Origin of the sequence: Yoonia sp., from assembly GCF_036770585.1 — a bacterium.
Classification (GTDB): Bacteria; Pseudomonadota; Alphaproteobacteria; order Rhodobacterales; family Rhodobacteraceae; genus Yoonia.
In genome coordinates this window covers 1-16799 of record NZ_DAIPIW010000057.1, presented here as the reverse complement: position 1 = coordinate 16799, position 16799 = coordinate 1, and the positions used below count along the sequence as shown (strand labels likewise).

Here is a 16799-nt window from a genome sequence, read left to right as displayed (position 1 = left end):
GAGGCCTCGCCCGCGATCACGAAGACCCTCATGCGCCCCCCTTGGGCCGCACCCAAAGGAACAGCCCCGCATCTTCCAGTGTCGCGGTCACCCGCGCGCGGTCCAAGACCATCACGCCGCCAGCCTCGATCACGATCCCCGCCAGCCGCGCCCGCACGGCATGTTCCGCCGTCTGCGGCCCGATGACCGGCAGATCGGCGCGCCAGTCCTGATCGGGCTTGGGCGCCTTGAACAGGATGGCGCCGCGTAGGTCGCTAGGTTCACCCCCCGCCCCGCTCAGCCATTCCGAGGCCGACCCCAGCACATCGCCCAGCATGTCCACCGCCCCCCAAAACGGATCATCCGCCGGGGCGAAGCGGGCGAACATCGCATCCGTGCCATCCTGCCCCTCACGGGCCAGCACGCGGCCACCCCGCACCAGACAGGCCTGCCCAAGGTCCGCAGCCCCCATGGCGGCGATGGTCTGCTCGCCCAGAACGGCGTCCTTCTTGTGATCGATGGTCACGACCCCACCCGTCAGCACGCCAGCCTCGGGCAAGAGGTCCGGCGCGATCTCATGTGCGGCGCGTATCTTCAGCCCGCATTCCTCGAAAATCGCGATGATGGTCCGCAGGGCACCATCGTCACCCTGCGCGATTGCCGCCTTGATCCGCGGCACCAGCGGCAGGGTCGCCGCATCAATCGCCGCCGGATCGATCTTCGGACGCCGCACGGCACCGGCGAGGCATACTTCGGTCACACCGCGCGCTTGCAGATCGGCCAGAAAACCCCCCAAGTGCTCGATCCGGAAGGTGACATCCGGCGTCACCGCGGGCCGAAACCCCGCCATCGCGCAGACCAGCGGCCTTTCGGGCAGACGCGCCAGCAGTTCCGGCGGCAGCGCCCCTGTGCCTGCGATCAGCGCCAGCATCAGCCGGGCGTCAGGAAGTTGCGGTCGGTCTCGCCAAGGATGAAGGCCACCATTTCCTGCACGTAAGGGCTGTTGCTTTCTTCCGCCAGACGCTGGGCGCGGTCATTGAACGTGCCCTCGCCATCCTTCAGCATCTGGAACGCCGCCCGCATCGCGGTGATATCCTCGCGCGCGACACCCTTGCGTTTGAGGCCCACAAGGTTCAGCCCGTCCAGCGCCCCGCGCGGCCCCTGCACCAACCCGTGCGGCACCACATCCTTGGTCACCATGGTCACGGCCCCGATGATCGCACCGCGCCCGATCCGCACCCATTGATGCACACCCGACAGACCGCCGATGATCACGTCGTCCTCGATCACGCAATGGCCCGCCACAGCCGAGGAATTGACCACGATCACCCGATCCCCGATCTGCGCGTCATGGGCGATATGGCAGCCCGCCATGAAGAGACCATCATCCCCGACCCGCGTGACCCCGCCGCCGCCTTGGGTGCCGATATTCATCGTCACATGTTCACGGATGCGATTGCGACGGCCGATCCGCAGGCGGGCAGCCTCGCCGTCGTATTTCAGGTCCTGCGGGATTTCCCCCAGAACGGCGAAGGGAAAGACCATCGTATCGTCACCGATATGGGTGTCGCCCTGTACGACCACATGGCTTTTCAGCACCACCCGCGCGCCCAGAACCACCTGAGGGCCCAGCACACAGAAAGGCCCGACGCGGCATCCGTCGCCAAGCACCGCCCCTTCGGCGATCACGGCAGAGGGATGGATGTCGCTCATGCGGTCTGCTTGTCCATCATCGCGGTGAACTCGGCCTCGGCGGCCAGTTCGCCGTCCACCATCGCCGTGCCCTTGAAGCGCCAGACCTTGCCGCCCGGCTTGCCGCGCAGGGTCTCGACATGCAGTTCCAGCACATCGCCCGGCACCACCTTGCGGCGGAACTTGCAGCCGTTGATCGCCATGAAATAGACCAGCAGATTGCCCTCGGTCAGCCCCAGCGAGGCCCCGACCATCACGGCGGTCGTCTGGGCCATCGCCTCGACGATGGTGACGCCGGGCATGATCGGGTTGCCGGGGAAATGGCCCTGAAAATGCGGCTCGTTCATGGTGACGTTCTTGATGCCGACGGCGGATTTCACCCCGTCGATGCTATGCACCTTGTCGACCAGCAAGAACGGATAGCGATGCGGCAGAATGGCTTGGATCAGCTGGATATCGGCAGAGGTGACGGCGTCGGTCATGGATGTCCCTGTTCTTGGCGTCTTATGCGTTTGAGTATCACTAGCAAGGCCATGCCGGACCGACAAGCCGCACCCTATTCGGTGCCATCGCCCAATTCGGCATTCACGCGGGCAATCGCCGCCTCGGTGATATTGGCCGCACGGATCGACAACAGGACGCTGCGCTGTTCCATCACCAGCACGGCACCGCGTTCCAGCATGATATTGGCAAGGATGCCCTGCACGCGTTCTTCGAAGTCGGCCCGCGCTTCGGCATTGGCGACCTGAAATTCGAGGTTCTTGGCATCGCGCACGCGGCGCACCTCTTGGACCTTCTCGTCGAAGGCTTCGGATTCGGCGCGGAAGGCCTCGGGCGTCATTTGCGGCCGCCGCAGCGTCAGGCTGCGTTCTTCCAGCGTCAGGGATTCCACGATGCGGTCGTTTTCGGCCTGAATCTCTTCTGCTTGGGCGGCCAGATCGGCGGCCACCCGGCGACCATAGTCGCTTTCGAGATAAAGCCGGTCACTGTCGATGATCAGCACCTGTGGACGGAACTCTTGCGCGGACGCTGGCACAACCAGCATCAGCCACAGCAGTCCCGCCCAAAAGACACGCATCAGAAGCTCGTCGAAATGGTGACTTCGAAGCTGCGCGTCTTGTCGGTGGGCTGCACGTCGAGCGGTTCGGTAAAGTTGAACCGCAAGGGCCCGATCGGCGTTGTCCAGAACAGCGACAGACCGGCAATCGAGCGCAGCGTGAAATCGTTGTAATCCACCGTTGCACCGCCGATTTCACCCACATCCCAGACCGAGCCGAAGTCGACGAAGGCACCGCCCGTGATGTTGTATTCACTGGGCAGTCCCAGCGGGAATTCCGTCTCGAGCCGCAGGACCGAGAAGGCGTTGCCGCCCAGGGCGTCGTCCGTCAGCTGATCGCGGGGACCGATCCCGCCCGGCTCGAACCCGCGCATCAGGCGGCTGCCCAGAAAGAAACGGTCGGTCACGCGGCTGCTGCCCTCGCTATAGGACAAAAGCCCGCCTTCCAGCGTCGCGCGCAGGGTCACCTCTTCGTTGAAAATCCGCGTCTCGGCACCCGCCAGGGCGGTCGTCTTGACGAACTGGCTGTCGCCGACCCCGAATTCCTGACCAAAGCGCAGCACGAACCCCGTGTTCGGATCCAGACCGCTGCGCCGGCTGTCCCAGCTCAGCGTATACCCCAGCGAATTGGTCCAGAGCCCACCCAGCGTCGCCTCGTCCTGAATGACCTGGCTGGCATCGATCGAGACATCCGACAGATCGTTGTAGCCAAGCGCATAATAGACCGAAAGCCGCGCGGTTTCGGTCAGGGGGAAGCTGAGTTGCGGCGAGATGCGGAATGTCTCGGTGTCATAAAGCGCGTTCTCGTTGTCGGTCGTCGCGTAACTGACGTCGAAGGACCCGCGCAGGTCGCGTCCCAGCAACTGCGGTTCTGTGAAGCTGAAGAAGAAGCGGCGGTTCGTTTCGGCAGTGGACAGATCGAAGCTTAGCCGTTGCCCGCGTCCCTGAAAGTTGGACTGCCGGTAAGATGCGATCAGGCTGGCGCCGGTATCGCTGTTGAAGTTCGCCCCGAAGGTCAGCGTTCCAGTCGGTCCCTCGACAACATCCACGTCGATGATCCGCTGGCTTTCGGACGAGCCCGGGCGCGTATTGACGGCCACGTTCTGGAAAAAACCAAGCGCACGGATGCGGCGGGCGCTTTCGTCAATCTCACGGGGGTTCAGCGGGTCGCCCTCGACCGTCTGGATCTGGCTTCGGATGACGCGGTCCAAAGTCGTGCTGTTGCCTTCGATGTCGATACGCTCGACAAAAATCCGTGGCGCATTCGTCAGCACATATTGCACATCCAGTGTCAGTTCGCGCGGATTACGGGTGATGCGCGGCTCGACCCGCACGAAACGCAGGCCGCGTTCGACGGCAAGCCTCTCCAACCGCTCGACATCATTGTCGATGGGCACCGGCGAATAGGTGGCGCCCGGGCGGGTCCGCGCGACACCCTCGAAGTCGGCAGCGGAAACGCCGTTGATCTCGCTTGCGACCGAGACGGTCCCAATGCTGAACCGCTGGCCTTCCTGAACGTTGAAGGTGACAAGATAGGCGTCACGCTCGCGCGTCAGGGTCACGTCGATATTCTGGATCACGAAATCCACGAAACCGCGCGACCGGTAGAAATCCGTCAGCACCTGACGGTCCTGCGCCACCCGCTCGGGCGAGAAGGTGTCGCGGCCCACGATGGCACGGAAAATCCCCGCTTCCTTCGTTTCAAGCACACGGCGCAGACGGCTTTCGGAAAACGTCCGGTTGCCGACAAAGCTGATCCGGCCCACCTCGGTCACACCGGACTCGATCACTTCGAAGACCAGATCGACACGGTTTTCGCTGCGCGGAATGATCCGCGGCGTGACGGTGGCATTGATGCGGCCCTGACGGGCGTAGGCCTCGGCGATGGCTGCGGTATCGGCCTCGGCCTGCGCGGGCGTGAAGACGCGGCGCGGTGCCGACTGGATCAACGGCAAGAGGGCCGCATCGTTCAGGCGGTTGTTGCCTTCGATGTTGATGCGGTTGATCGTCGGATACTCGACCACGCGGATCACAAGCTGATTGCCGCGCGGGATCAGTTCGACGCTTTCGAAAAGGCCCGTCTCGCGAATGACTTGCCCCGCATCGTTCAGACCGGCGGTATCGAGCGCACCGCCCGGCGTCAGCCCGGCAAAGCTGAGGATGGTCGCATCGGCGACGCGCTGGTTGCCTTCGATCGCGAAACTGCTGAAAGAAAAGGTCTGCGCGGCGGCAGAAACAGCGCTCAGCCCGACAACGACACCTGCAAGCAGCACCGACCTGATGCCTGCGTAGCCACGCGCCAGAACGCGCCCCCCCGATACCTTCATTCCCACCGCCCTAAGCAAAGATCCATATTGCCATTGGAGTATCGGCAAAGCCGGAGGATGTCAAAACGGGAACCGCCACGCTGCCCCGGTTTTCAGGGGCAGAGAATCGTATCGTTCAGGATGGTGAACATCATCATGGTCAGGATCAGCGCAAGGCCCACGAACATGAAAACCTGCACCGCGCGATCGCTGGGTTTGCGGCGGGCGACCGCCTCGTAGGCATAAAACACCAGATGCCCCCCATCGAGCACGGGGATCGGGAAAAGGTTGATCAACCCCACCGCAGCGGACAGCGCGCCGATGAACCAGATAAAGCTTTGCGCGCCCTGCTCGGCCATGGATCCGCTGGTCTCGGCGATGCCCACGGGGCCCGACAGGTTGCAGGTCGAGATCTGGCCGATGATGATATGCTGCAAGGCCGACAGCGACGTCGTCAGCGTGGTCCAAAGCCCCTCTGCCCCCAAGGACAGCGCCTCGAAGACACCGATGGCTTCGGTCTTGGCCTCAAAAAAGATGGTGCCTGTGATGCCGATCAGCCAGCGCGTCTCGAAGCCGCCTTCGGGTAGCGGCAGGTCGACCCGGCGGGGGGCGATGGTCTTTTCCAGCGTCTCGCCGTCGCGCCAGATGGTAAAGACCATCTCGGCCCCGTCGGCGGCCAGCACGATATCCTGCACCTGCGAGAAGGCGAAGATCGGCTCTCCGTCGATCGCGGTGACCACGTCGTCGATCTTGATGTTCGCGTCATCGGCCGCCGAACGCGGGCTGACGCTGCGCACGGCGGGCGGGAAATAATAGGGGCCCGAGACATCCATCACGCGGCCGTCGCGTTCGATGGTATAGGTCAGCACCTCTTGCAGGGGGACGCGGTCGACCAGCCGCGTTTCCCCTTCCTCGACAGCAAATCTTTGCCCTTCGACAGCGATCATCACATCGCCCGAGCGCAAGTCTGATTCCACACCCGGCGGCAGCATGTGCAGGCGGTCGAAGGTCAGCGGATCGACCGCGCGCCCCTGATACATGATCGACCCGGTAAAGATCGCGATGGCGAGGATGAAATTGAAGACAGGCCCCGCTGCGACCGTCAAAGTCCGCGCCCAAAGCGGCGCACCGGCCATGGTGCGGCGCGCATCGCTGTCGGGCACCGACCCGTCGCTGCCCACGCTCGCGGCATTGGCATCACCCATGAAACGCACAAAGCCACCAAGGGGCAGCGCCGCGATTTGCCATTGCGTGCCCCGTTTGTCGGTGCGGCTGAAGATGATGGGCCCGAACCCCAGCGAAAAGACCTCGGCATGGATGCCGCACCAGCGCCCGACGATATAATGCCCATACTCGTGGATCGCGACGATCACCGAGAGCGCGACCACGAAGGCTGCAATCATGAATGCGAAATTGCCGAAAAGCGGCACGAATTGCGTCAGATCCACTCTACTATCCCAGCCTGCTGATCGCCTCGCCCGCATAGGTGCGGGCCAGCCTGTCCGTTTCCAGCACAGTATCTAGCGTCATCCTCTGCGATTGCAGCCCGTGACCCGATGACATTTTGTCGAGCGTCGCGGAAACCACCGCCGACATGTCCAGAAAACCGATCTCGCCCGCGATGAAACCGTCCAGCGCGCGTTCCTTGGCGGCATTGAAGACTGCCCCCGCCAGCCCGCCCGCCTGCATCACCTCTTTGGCGATGCGCAAGGCGGGATAGCGCGCCTCGTCCGGTGTCTCGAAGGTCAGCTTGCCGATCTTGCCAAGGTTCAGCCTTTCGACCGGCAGCGCCCGCCTTTCGGGCCAGTGCAGCGCATAGCCGATGGCGTGGCGCATATCGGGCGGGCCGACATGCGCCATCAGCGCACCGTCATTGAAACCGACCATCGCATGGATCAGGCTTTCGCGATGGACCAGCACCTCGATCATCTCGGAGGTAACGCCGAAAAACTCTTTGGTTTCAATCAGTTCCATCGCCTTGTTGAACATGGAGGCGCTGTCGATGGTGATCCGCTGGCCCATATCCCAGTTCGGATGGCTGGATGCCTCGGCCAGGGTCGCCGTCGCCAGCTTTTCGATCGGCCAGTCGCGGAAGGCGCCGCCGCTTGCGGTGATGATCACCCGCTCGACCGCCGCCATATGCTCGCCCACAAGGGCCTGAAACACGGCCGAGTGTTCGCTGTCCACCGGCAGCACCGTCGCCCCATGCGCCTTGGCGCGCGCCATCAGCAGCGGGCCTGCGGTCACCAGCGATTCCTTGTTGGCCAGCGCAAGGGTCGTGCCATGCGCCAGCGCCTCCAGGCCCGGCACCAGACCTGCGGCACCGACAATCGCCGACAGCGCCCAGTCCACAGGACGCGCGGCCGCCGCGGCGATGGCATCGGGGCCTGCGGCGACCTCGACATCCGTTCCGGCCAGCAAGGCCTTCAGTTCATTGTAGCATTCCGGATAGCAGGTCACCGCAAGATCGGCCTTCAGCGCCCGCGCATCCTGCGCCAGTCGCGCCACATTGCGCCCGCCGGTCAGGGCCACAACGTCATAGCTGGCAGGATCCCGCGCCACCAGATCAAGGGCGTTCTGCCCGACCGACCCCGTCGCCCCGAAAACGCTGATCCGCCTCAAAAGACGACCCCCGGCACGTCGAAAACATCCGCGACCAGAATCAGGAAGAGCGACGCCCCCAGCAGCGCATCGAAACGGTCGAACAGCCCGCCATGCCCCGGGATCAGGTCGGAACTGTCCTTGACTCCCATCCGGCGCTTCAGCGCACTTTCCGCGATATCGCCCATCTGGCCTGCAAAACTCAGGACCATGGAAATCGGGATGATCCAGCTACCGGCATCGGACAATAGCATGAACACAAAGCCGACGATCCCCGCCCCGATCCAGCCAGCCGCTGTGCCGCTCCATGTCTTTTTGGGGCTGATCCGTGGCCAGAACTTCGGCCCGCCGATCGCCTTGCCTGCGAAATATCCGAAGATGTCCGTGACGATCACGACCGACATCAACCACAAGAGCCATGTAAATCCGAAGTCCTCGCGGAAATGGACAAGCCCCCAGCCCGCAAGCTGGATGCCAAGCGCGAAGATGAAGAAGGTCTTCCGCTCGGTCTTGATCTGCGTCACGCCGATGACCGGCACGATCAGGAACAGGACCATCCCCCAAAGCATATCCCCGGCCATCTGCCCCGACATGATCGAGGCGACAAGCGCCGCCAGCAACATGCCCTTGGTCGGCTCTTTCGGCCGGATCATCATCCACAATTCCCAGACCATGACGGCGGTGACGAAAACCACCAGCATCTGGAACCAGACCCCGCCAAGGATCACGCCCGCAGCACCGATCACGACCATGAAACTGCTCGAGATCAGACGGGTCGTCAGATCATCCCATTGACCGGGGGATGGAGGTTGGGTCGTCATGGTCAGGCCCGTATTGCGCCGAATCTGCGGTCACGCTTGGCGAATTCACTCAGAACCCGCGCGAATTCCTCGGCCGTGAAGTCCGGCCAAAGCGTATCGATGAATTCATATTCCGCATAGGCCGACTGCCACAGCAGGAAGTTCGAGATCCGCGCCTCGCCGCTGGTGCGGATCACCAGATCGGGGTCAGGCAGGACACGGGTGTCAAGGAACTTGGCCAGCGTTTCGGCGTCCACATCCTTGTGCGTCAGACGCCCCTGTTCGATCTCGAAGGCCAGCCGTTTGGCCGCGCGCGTCACCTCGTCCCGCCCGCCGTAGTTCAGCGCGACCGTCAGATGCACGAGATTGTTGCCCGCCGTCCGCAGTTCCAGATCGTCCATCAGCGTGACCAGCTTGGGGTCCAGCCTGATACGGTCGCCGATGAACCGCACGCAGACGCCGCTGCGGAAAAGCTCGTCCGCCTCGCGTTCCAGATATTTGCGGAAAAGGCCCATCAGCCCCGCCACCTCGGCCTGCGTCCGCTTCCAGTTCTCGGTCGAGAAGGCAAAGAGCGTCAGATACTTCACACCCAGATCGGGACAGGATTTGAGGATCTCGCGCACCCGCCGCGCGCCCGCGTGATGGCCGAACAGACGCGGACGCCCGCGCTGCTGGGCCCAACGGCCGTTGCCGTCCATGATGATGGCGACATGGGTCGGCAAGCCGGCAAGATCTTCGGGCATGATCGCCCCTTTCGTCGCAACCGCAGGTCAGACCTGCATGATTTCCGCCTGTTTGGTCTCGAGCGTCTCGTCGATCAGCTTGATATGCTCGTCCGTGATGTCCTGCACGGCCGTTTCCCAGAACTTCTGGTCGTCCTCGGACATGCCATCCGCCTTGGCCTTCTTGATCTGGTCCATCCCGTCGCGGCGCAGGTTGCGGATCGCCACGCGCGCGCTTTCGGCATATTGGCCCGCGACCTTGGTCAGCTCGCGGCGACGCTCTTCGTTGAGTTCGGGGATCGGCAGCATGATGATCGTGCCGTTGAGTTGAGGATTGATCCCCAAACCGCTTTCACGAATGGCTTTTTCGACCTTCCCGACCAGCGCCTTGTCCCAGACGTTGATCGTCACCATGCGCGGCTCTGGCACGTTCACCGTGCCGACCTGATTGATCGGGGTCATCTGGCCATAAGCCTCGACCATCACGGGTTCCAGCATCGAGCCCGAGGCGCGTCCGGTCCGCAACGAGGCAAGTTCCGTCCGCAGATTGGCGATGGCCCCCTTCATGCGGCGGGCCAGATCATCGGTATCGAGTTCAAATTCGTCAGACATCTTTTCTGCTCTTCTTTGGGCGCATTCCGCACCGTTTTGTCAGCTTTAGGCGAAAGCGGCGCACTTGTATAGCGTTGCAAGCCGCAGCAGCGCAGGCGGCGCGGGTCAGTCCTTGACAATGGTATAGGTGCCCTCGCCCGCCAGAATGCCCTTGAAGCCGCCCGGCTCGTCCAGCGAGAAGACGATGATCGGCAGGTTGTTGTCGCGGGCCAGCGCGATGGCGCTTGCGTCCATCACGCCCAGATGCTTTTGCAGCACTTCGTCGTAGGTGACCTGATCATAGCGCTTGGCGTCGGTGTGTTTGGCGGGATCCTTGTCATAGACACCATCGACCTTGGTGCCCTTGAAGATCGCCTCGCAGTTCATCTCGTTGGCGCGCAAGGTCGCGGCGGTGTCGGTGGTGAAATAGGGATTGCCGGTGCCCGCCGCAAAGATGCAGACGCGCTTTTTCTCCAGATGGCGGACCGCGCGGCGGCGGATGTAGGGCTCGGCCACCTCGTTCATCGTGATCGCGGTGATCACGCGGGTATGGATGCCCAGTTCCTCCAGCGCCGACTGCATCGCCAGCGCGTTCATCACCGTGGCCAGCATCCCCATGTAGTCCGCTGTGGTCCGTTCCATCCCCTGAGCAGAGCCTTGCAGACCCCGGAAGATATTGCCGCCGCCGATCACCATGCAGATCTCGACGCCAAGGTCATGCACCGACTTCACCTCGCGCGCGACGCGCTGGACGGTCGGCGGATGCAGCCCGAACGCGGTATCCCCCATCAGCGCCTCCCCCGAGATCTTGAGCATCACCCGCTTGTATGCCGCTTTCTCTGTCTCGCTCATGGTCAGCCCCCGCTTCATGTCCGCAATCGGCGCTAAACTGTCCGATTTTCCACCCATGTTCAACGTGAGTCGTCGCTTTGCGGGGCGTCGCATTTCTGCTAACGGGCAGCGATGCGCAACGATACCCCGCCGACGATCACACCGCAGACGCCCGTCCTGATCGCGGGGCCGACCGCCAGCGGCAAATCCGCCCTCGCGCTGGAGATCGCCACGCGGCAGGGTGGGGTCATCGTCAATGCCGATGCGCTGCAGGTCTTCGATGGCTGGCGCCTCCTGACCGCAAGGCCCGATGATGCCGATCTGGCGCGGGTGCCCCATGCGCTTTACGGGCATGTGCCCTTCCATGCGCCCTATTCGACCGGCCACTGGTTGCGCGATGTGGCGCCCCTTCTGCAAGGCGCGGCGCGCCCGATCATCGTCGGCGGGACGGGGCTGAACTTCGCCGCGCTGACAAGCGGTCTGGCCGAGATACCGCCGACGCCCGATGCCATCCGCGCTGCGGGAAATGCCCGCGACCTCGCCACGCTGCTGGCCGGGATCGACGACGCGACCGCCGCGCGGATCGACACGCGGAACCGCGCAAGGGTGCAACGGGCATGGGAGGTCCAGCAGGCAACCGGCCGCGGCCTTGCCGATTGGCAGGATGCGACTCCGCCCCCGCTTTTGCCGCTCTCGCAGGCGGTCGCGATCACGCTTGATGCGCCCAAGGACTGGCTGACCGGGCGGATCGAAAGACGGTTCGATCAGATGCTGGCGCAAGGCGCGCTGGACGAGGCGCGGGCGATGCTGCCCGATTGGGACCCGGCGCATCTGTCGTCCAAGGCCATCGGCGCGCCGGAACTGATTGCACATCTGCGCGGCGAGCTGTCTCTGGCGGCGGCCCGCGAGGCCGCCATCATCGCCTCGCGCCAATATGCCAAACGTCAGCGCACCTGGTTCCGCGCCCGTCACGGGGCGTGGTGGCATATTCCCGCCGATCGGCCCGACTTATCTGCAACAATGCGATTCGCAGGCCGTCAACCGGATTGATTCTCGCGCCTGTCCTGCCACATTCGGTTAAAAAGACATGACCGAGGCCAGTCGATGACAAGCGATACCATCCCCGTGCCCGCGACATTGTCGCTGGCCCATCTCAACCACGCCGGTCCCGGCAGCCGCTGGCGGACCGAGGCGATGCGCAGCCACGCGACCTCCCGCCTGATCTTGACAACCAAGGGTCAAGGGCGGATCACGGTGGCCGGGCTGACCAACGGTTACGGCCCGAACAACCTGATCTATATCCCGCCACAGACGATGTACGGGCTGGAGGTCGGGCCAACGGTCTTCGGGCAGGTCCTGTCGTTCAGCCCGCAGGACGGTTGGCCCGAAAAACCCGTCCACCTGCGCCTTCTGGGCGTCGAACCGCAAAAAGAGGCGATCAGCCATTTCGAAGCCATCGAGCGCGAGCTGAAACCGACCGGTGACCGGCGCGCGGCCGTCTGCCATTTCGGCCTGCTGTCGGTCTTCTTCGAGCGCCAGCAGAAGGGGCACAATTCTGCCCAACAGGACGAACGCCGCAGTTCGGCAGCCGCCCAGCTGGCCGAACGCTATACCGCGATGATCGCGCGGGACTTCGGCTCGGATCGCAATGTGGCGGATTATGCCGCAGCGCTCGGGGTGACCACGGCGCACCTGACGCGATGCTGCCAGAAGACCTGCGGGCGCACCGCGCTAGAGCTGTTGAACGAACGCGTGCACTACGAGGCCTGTGTCCTGCTCAGCGACACGCGGCGGCCGATCCACGAGATCGCATCGGACCTCGGTTTTCAGACGGCCGCCTACTTTACACGGCGGTTTCAGGAACTCTCGGGCAAATCCCCCAGCGCATTCCGTGAATTCGAAATGGCCCGGAACCCGCAGAAGATCGTCTGACCGGGCCCCCGGATCCTTGCGTGGCCGCGATCGCCGTCAGCGGCACGATATGTCGCTTTTGTCGCGGCATGGCGTCGCAAATGACAAATGTTTGACAAAAGCATTTGTTGACCTCTGTTCAAAAAGCGTAAGGATGGTCCCGGGCGAACTGGGATTTGTGCAAGCGGCGACGCAAGCAGGTCTTCTTGTTCGGCAAAATAAAAATGTGTCACAGGGAGAAACGAATGACGCACGAAACCACACGCATTCATCCAGCAGCGCTGATGTACGCCGAGGAAGAAAAGGCGGGCAAGCTCAGCCGCCGCGAATTTCTTGCGCGCACGACCGCTCTGGGTGTGACGGCAGCGACGGCCTATGGGCTGATCGGCGCCGCGCAGCCCGCTCAGGCTGGCGGTCATGCGCAGCAGGGCGGCACGATCCGCATGCAGATGGAAGTCCGTGCGCTGAAAGACCCGCGCACCTTCGACTGGCCGCAGATCGCCTATTTCGCGCACGGCTGGCTTGAATATCTGATCGAATACAACAACGACGGCTCCTTCGCACCCATGCTGCTGTCAAGCTGGGATGTCAACGACGATGCGACCGTCTATACGCTCAACGTGCGTCCGGGCGTGACCTGGAACGACGGCACCCCCTTCACCGCGGCTGACGTGGCGCGCAACATCGAAGGCTGGTGTGACCGCAACGTCGAAGGCAACTCGATGGCCGGACGCTTTGCCGTGCTGATCGACGACGCGACGGGCACAGCGATCGAGGGCGGCATCGAGATCGTCGACGACCTGACCGTCCGCCTGAACCTGCCCGCCTCCGATATTTCGCTGATTGCCGGCATGTCGGACTATCCCGCAGCGGTGACCCCGGCGAACTTCGATCCCGAAAACATGCTGGGCAACCCTGTCGGGACTGGCCCTTACCTGCCGGAAGGTCTCGAAGTGGGCGTGCGCGCCACGCTGGTGCGCAACGAAGGGCACGACTGGTGGGGCTATGCCGAGGGCAAGGGCGCCTTCCTCGACCGCATCGAATACATCGACTACGGCACCGATCCATCCGCTTGGGTGGCTGCGGCCGCTGCGGACGAAGTGGACATGTTCTATGAAACCACCGGTGAATTCATCGAGATCATCGAAGGCATCGGCTGGGAGCGCACGGAAATCGCTTCGGGCGCCAGCATCGTCATTCGTCCCAACCAGCTGGCCGAAGTCGACGGCATGACACCCTACGCCGACAAGCGCGTGCGTCAGGCGATCGCCATGGCGATCGACAACAACGTCGTGCTCGAGCTGGGCTACAACGACCGTGGCGAGGTTGCGCGCAACCAGCACGTCGGCCCGATGCACCCCGCCTGGGCGGATGTGCCGCGGATCGAATACAACCCCGCCCGCGCGCTGGAACTGCTGACCGAGGCCGGCATGGCCGACTTCGAGATGGACATCGTCTCGATCGATGACGACTGGCGCAAGAACACCACCGATGCCGTGGCAGCCCAGCTGCGCGACGCCGGTTTCAACGTCAAGCGGACCATCATCCCCGGTTCGACCTTCTGGAACGACTGGACCAAGTATCCTTTCTCGTCGACCGACTGGAACCACCGTCCGCTCGATACCCAGATCCTCGGGCTGGCCTATCGCTCGGGCGAGGCCTGGAACGAAAGCGGCTTTGCCAATGCCGAGTTCGACGCCCTTCTGGCGCAGGCGAACGCGATTGCCGACGCCGACGCACGACGCGAGGTGATGGCCGAGTTGCAGCAGATCATGACCGACGAAGGTGTCACCATCCAGCCTTACTGGCGGTCGCTCTACCGGCACGCCAAGCCGGGCTTTGTCGGCTGGGATATGCACATCGCCTATCTGCCGCAGATGTACAAGGTTGGCCTCGCAGCCTAAGCCTGATCGGGCCGCCTCAACGGGCGGCCCTTTCCACATCAAGGCGGACCACCGGAAAACCGGGGCCGCGATACCAAGATCGTCAGGCAACGCCCTGACATAGCTCACCGACAGGGGCCTTAATGGGACTGTTTATTCTGCGCCGATTGGGAGTGATGTTCCTGACGGCTTTATGCCTGACGTTCATCGTCTTCTGGCTGACCAACCTTGGACCGAACCTCGAAAAGCTTGCCAAGACGCAAGGCAACGCCCGCATGTCGGACGAGGCCGTCGTCACATGGCTGGAAAACCGCGGCTACAGCCAGCCCTTGCCGGTCAAATACGGCCAGTGGCTGGGCATCCTGCCCGGATATGTCATCGAAGGGACGGACGGTCAGGTCCGCGCCAGATGCCAGGTCCCCGGTCAGCCGATCGAGACCGCGCCGACATTCTGCGGCATCCTGCAAGGCGACTGGGGCTATTCGACCGTCGCCAAGGAAAACGTCAGCGATGTGCTTCCGACACGGCTTGCCAATACCGGCAAGCTGATGTTCTGGGTCATGGTCGTGATGGTGCCGGGCGCGCTGATCATCGGCGTTCTGGCGGGGATGCGCGAAGGGTCGCGGACCGACCGCAGCCTGTCGACGGTCTCGATCCTGTCGACCGCGACACCGGAATATGTCTCGGGGGTCATCTTCATCTCGGTTTTCGCCACCGCGACCTTCGGGATGCAGTGGTTCAAGGGCTCGGCGGCCAGCGCGGTCGAAAACGCCACATTCGAGAACTTCTTTCTGCCGGTGATCACCATCGCGCTTTACGGCATGGGCTATATCGCGCGCATGACACGGGCCAGCATGACCGAGGTGATGACGGCCCAATACATCCGCACCGCGCGCCTGAAGGGTGTCAGCTTTCCCAAGATCGTGCTGCGTCACGCGCTGCGCAATGCGCTGATCGCCCCTTTCACCGTCATCATGCTGCAATTCCCGTGGCTTCTAAACGGCGTCGTCATCGTCGAGACGCTTTTCACCTATCAGGGCTTCGGCTGGGAGCTGGTCCGTGCGGCGGGCAACAACGATATCGAAATGCTGCTGGGGATCTCGGTCATATCGGTGTTCGTGGTGCTGCTGACGCAGCTCATCTCGGACATCGGCTATGTCTACCTGAACCCGCGCATCCGGATTTCGTAAGGAGGATCGGACAATGGACGTACTTACCTGGACCGGCGCCTTGGGCGGAATCCTCAACCCTGTGCTGATGGTGCTGGTCGCGCTTTTCGCGGTGGCACTGGTGGCGCAACTTGTCCTTGGACTGTTCGCGGCCCCCCTGACGCTGCAATCCAACGCCGACGGCACGCTGCTGCGACGCGGCGGCCCCCTGGGGCTGGCGGAAAACGCGACCAAGTGGCTCTTCGTGGGGATTCTGGCGATCCTCGTGGCCTATATCATCGTGCCGCAGGTGATGCCCTATGGCGCCGCCGGCATCGTCGGAGAACTGTCCAAGCGGTTCCTGCCGGTCTGGATTGCGCTGATCGTGCTTTTCACCGCCTCGATCGTCTACAAGCGGCGGCTGGGCCTTTACGGCAAGCTGTTCGACAGCACCATCGGCATGATCGGGTTCGGGCTGGTGATGTTCTGGGTCTTCACCGCGATTTTCGTCGGCATTTTCGACATGATCGCGACCCATGATTACCTGACGCAGGTCTCCGGCATGAAAAACAAGGTGCCCGGCACGCCCCTGCCCGAGGGCACCGCCGGGGCGGTGCCGCATTACCTGCTGGGCGGAGACAACCTTGCCCGCGATATCTTCAGCCGGATGGTGGCAGGGTCTGTCTTCGTGATCTCGATCGCACCGCTGGCCACGATCTTTGCCTTCATGGTCGGAATTACGCTGGGGCTGCCTGCGGGATACTATGGCGGGAAACTGGACACGGTCCTGTCCTTCCTTGCCAACCTGATCCTCGCCTTTCCCGTGATCCTGCTGTTCTACCTGCTGGTCACACCGGAAATCGTGCAAACCGGTATCCCGTCCTATATGGCGGCCTTCCTGTTCATCTTCCCGCTGATCTTCTTCGGCGTGCTGCTGAACTCGCGCTTTTATACGCAACCGGCAAAGCGCAACATGATCATGATACCGGTCCTGGGCGTGCTCGGATGGCTTTACCTGTCGGTCATCAACCAGCGGGGCACCGTCATCAACTTCCTGCCGCCCTGGCTCGACCTTTTCGACATCTCGATCCTTGTGGTCTTCGTCTCGGTCGTCTTCGTCAATGCGCCCACGGTTTTCCGGATCGTGCGCGGCCTGACCTTGGATCTGCGGACACGCGACTATGTCGCCGCCGCCCAGACCCGAGGCGAGGGCGCATGGTATATCATGCTGTGGGAGATCCTGCCCAATGCGCGCGGGCCGCTGATCGTCGATTTCTG

The 16799-nt window shown here is 63.1% G+C and carries 16 protein-coding genes; 5 read left to right on the top strand and 11 right to left on the bottom strand.

Annotated elements, in window-relative coordinates:
- Positions 1 to 28: 28 nt before the first annotated feature.
- The 11 genes from V7N12_RS10515 to pyrH form a co-directional block, all read right to left on the bottom strand.
- The gene (locus tag V7N12_RS10515; protein WP_333714493.1) at positions 29 to 910 is read right to left on the bottom strand and encodes an LpxI family protein; all 882 of its coding nucleotides are present in this window, start codon (positions 908 to 910) and stop codon (positions 29 to 31) included.
- On the bottom strand, positions 910 to 1692 hold the full coding sequence (lpxA, locus tag V7N12_RS10510; RefSeq protein ID WP_333714492.1) for an acyl-ACP--UDP-N-acetylglucosamine O-acyltransferase: 783 nt from the start codon (positions 1690 to 1692) through the stop codon (positions 910 to 912). Before lpxA ends, V7N12_RS10515 begins: the two co-directional genes overlap by 1 nt.
- Positions 1689 to 2153, bottom strand: coding sequence for a 3-hydroxyacyl-ACP dehydratase FabZ (fabZ, locus tag V7N12_RS10505; RefSeq protein ID WP_333714490.1), 465 nt, complete (start codon positions 2151 to 2153; stop codon positions 1689 to 1691). Before fabZ ends, lpxA begins: the two co-directional genes overlap by 4 nt.
- Positions 2154 to 2227: 74 nt before the next feature.
- Positions 2228 to 2749, bottom strand: a complete 522-nt coding sequence (locus tag V7N12_RS10500; RefSeq protein WP_333714489.1) for an OmpH family outer membrane protein — start codon at positions 2747 to 2749, stop codon at positions 2228 to 2230.
- Complete coding sequence (gene bamA, locus V7N12_RS10495) at positions 2749 to 5055, bottom strand: outer membrane protein assembly factor BamA (protein WP_333714488.1); 2307 nt, start codon at positions 5053 to 5055, stop codon at positions 2749 to 2751. Before bamA ends, V7N12_RS10500 begins: the two co-directional genes overlap by 1 nt.
- Positions 5056 to 5147: 92 nt before the next feature.
- Positions 5148 to 6482, bottom strand: a complete 1335-nt coding sequence (rseP, locus tag V7N12_RS10490) for an RIP metalloprotease RseP (RefSeq protein WP_333714487.1) — start codon at positions 6480 to 6482, stop codon at positions 5148 to 5150.
- A 4-nt stretch (positions 6483 to 6486) separates the two neighbouring features.
- On the bottom strand, positions 6487 to 7656 hold the full coding sequence (gene dxr, locus V7N12_RS10485; RefSeq protein ID WP_333714486.1) for a 1-deoxy-D-xylulose-5-phosphate reductoisomerase: 1170 nt from the start codon (positions 7654 to 7656) through the stop codon (positions 6487 to 6489).
- Complete coding sequence (locus V7N12_RS10480) at positions 7653 to 8456, bottom strand: phosphatidate cytidylyltransferase (protein ID WP_333714485.1); 804 nt, start codon at positions 8454 to 8456, stop codon at positions 7653 to 7655. The genes dxr and V7N12_RS10480 overlap by 4 nt, the downstream gene beginning before the upstream one ends.
- A 2-nt stretch (positions 8457 to 8458) precedes the next feature.
- Positions 8459 to 9178, bottom strand: coding sequence for a polyprenyl diphosphate synthase (gene uppS, locus V7N12_RS10475; protein WP_333714483.1), 720 nt, complete (start codon positions 9176 to 9178; stop codon positions 8459 to 8461).
- Positions 9179 to 9205: 27 nt separating this feature from the next.
- The gene (gene frr, locus V7N12_RS10470) at positions 9206 to 9769 is read right to left on the bottom strand and encodes a ribosome recycling factor (protein ID WP_333714482.1); all 564 of its coding nucleotides are present in this window, start codon (positions 9767 to 9769) and stop codon (positions 9206 to 9208) included.
- A 105-nt stretch (positions 9770 to 9874) separates the two neighbouring features.
- A complete protein-coding gene (gene pyrH, locus V7N12_RS10465; protein ID WP_333714480.1) occupies positions 9875 to 10600 on the bottom strand; it encodes a UMP kinase in 726 nt (241 codons plus the stop codon).
- A 111-nt stretch (positions 10601 to 10711) separates the two neighbouring features.
- Here pyrH and miaA point away from each other — a divergent pair, with 111 nt between their 5' ends.
- The 5 genes from miaA to V7N12_RS10440 form a co-directional block, all read left to right on the top strand.
- A complete protein-coding gene (gene miaA / locus V7N12_RS10460; protein WP_333714478.1) occupies positions 10712 to 11629 on the top strand; it encodes a tRNA (adenosine(37)-N6)-dimethylallyltransferase MiaA in 918 nt (305 codons plus the stop codon).
- Positions 11630 to 11683: 54 nt separating this feature from the next.
- Positions 11684 to 12511 carry a helix-turn-helix domain-containing protein gene (locus tag V7N12_RS10455; protein WP_333714476.1) on the top strand — a complete coding sequence of 276 codons (828 nt, stop codon included), beginning with the start codon at positions 11684 to 11686 and terminating at the stop codon, positions 12509 to 12511.
- A 224-nt stretch (positions 12512 to 12735) separates the two neighbouring features.
- The gene (locus V7N12_RS10450) at positions 12736 to 14394 is read left to right on the top strand and encodes an ABC transporter substrate-binding protein (RefSeq protein ID WP_333714475.1); all 1659 of its coding nucleotides are present in this window, start codon (positions 12736 to 12738) and stop codon (positions 14392 to 14394) included.
- A gap of 122 nt (positions 14395 to 14516) precedes the next feature.
- Positions 14517 to 15563 carry an ABC transporter permease gene (locus tag V7N12_RS10445; protein WP_333714473.1) on the top strand — a complete coding sequence of 349 codons (1047 nt, stop codon included), beginning with the start codon at positions 14517 to 14519 and terminating at the stop codon, positions 15561 to 15563.
- Between the two features lie 13 nt (positions 15564 to 15576).
- A partial coding sequence (locus V7N12_RS10440) for an ABC transporter permease (protein ID WP_333714472.1) occupies positions 15577 to 16799 on the top strand: 1223 nt, incomplete at its 3' end.

Bases quoted from the DNA above. Each gene is read 5' to 3' on its own strand.
- V7N12_RS10515 (WP_333714493.1), bottom strand. From the start codon at position 910: ATGCTGGCGCTGATCGCAGGCACAGGGGCGCTGCCGCCGGAACTGCTG.
- lpxA (WP_333714492.1), bottom strand. From the start codon at position 1,692: ATGAGCGACATCCATCCCTCTGCCGTGATCGCCGAAGGGGCGGTGCTT.
- fabZ (WP_333714490.1), bottom strand. From the start codon at position 2,153: ATGACCGACGCCGTCACCTCTGCCGATATCCAGCTGATCCAAGCCATT.
- V7N12_RS10500 (WP_333714489.1), bottom strand. From the start codon at position 2,749: ATGCGTGTCTTTTGGGCGGGACTGCTGTGGCTGATGCTGGTTGTGCCA.
- bamA (WP_333714488.1), bottom strand. From the start codon at position 5,055: ATGAAGGTATCGGGGGGGCGCGTTCTGGCGCGTGGCTACGCAGGCATC.
- V7N12_RS10480 (WP_333714485.1), bottom strand. From the start codon at position 8,456: ATGACGACCCAACCTCCATCCCCCGGTCAATGGGATGATCTGACGACC.
- uppS (WP_333714483.1), bottom strand. From the start codon at position 9,178: ATGCCCGAAGATCTTGCCGGCTTGCCGACCCATGTCGCCATCATCATG.
- frr (WP_333714482.1), bottom strand. From the start codon at position 9,769: ATGTCTGACGAATTTGAACTCGATACCGATGATCTGGCCCGCCGCATG.
- pyrH (WP_333714480.1), bottom strand. From the start codon at position 10,600: ATGAGCGAGACAGAGAAAGCGGCATACAAGCGGGTGATGCTCAAGATC.
- miaA (WP_333714478.1), top strand. From the start codon at position 10,712: ATGCGCAACGATACCCCGCCGACGATCACACCGCAGACGCCCGTCCTG.
- V7N12_RS10455 (WP_333714476.1), top strand. From the start codon at position 11,684: ATGACAAGCGATACCATCCCCGTGCCCGCGACATTGTCGCTGGCCCAT.
- V7N12_RS10450 (WP_333714475.1), top strand. From the start codon at position 12,736: ATGACGCACGAAACCACACGCATTCATCCAGCAGCGCTGATGTACGCC.
- V7N12_RS10445 (WP_333714473.1), top strand. From the start codon at position 14,517: ATGGGACTGTTTATTCTGCGCCGATTGGGAGTGATGTTCCTGACGGCT.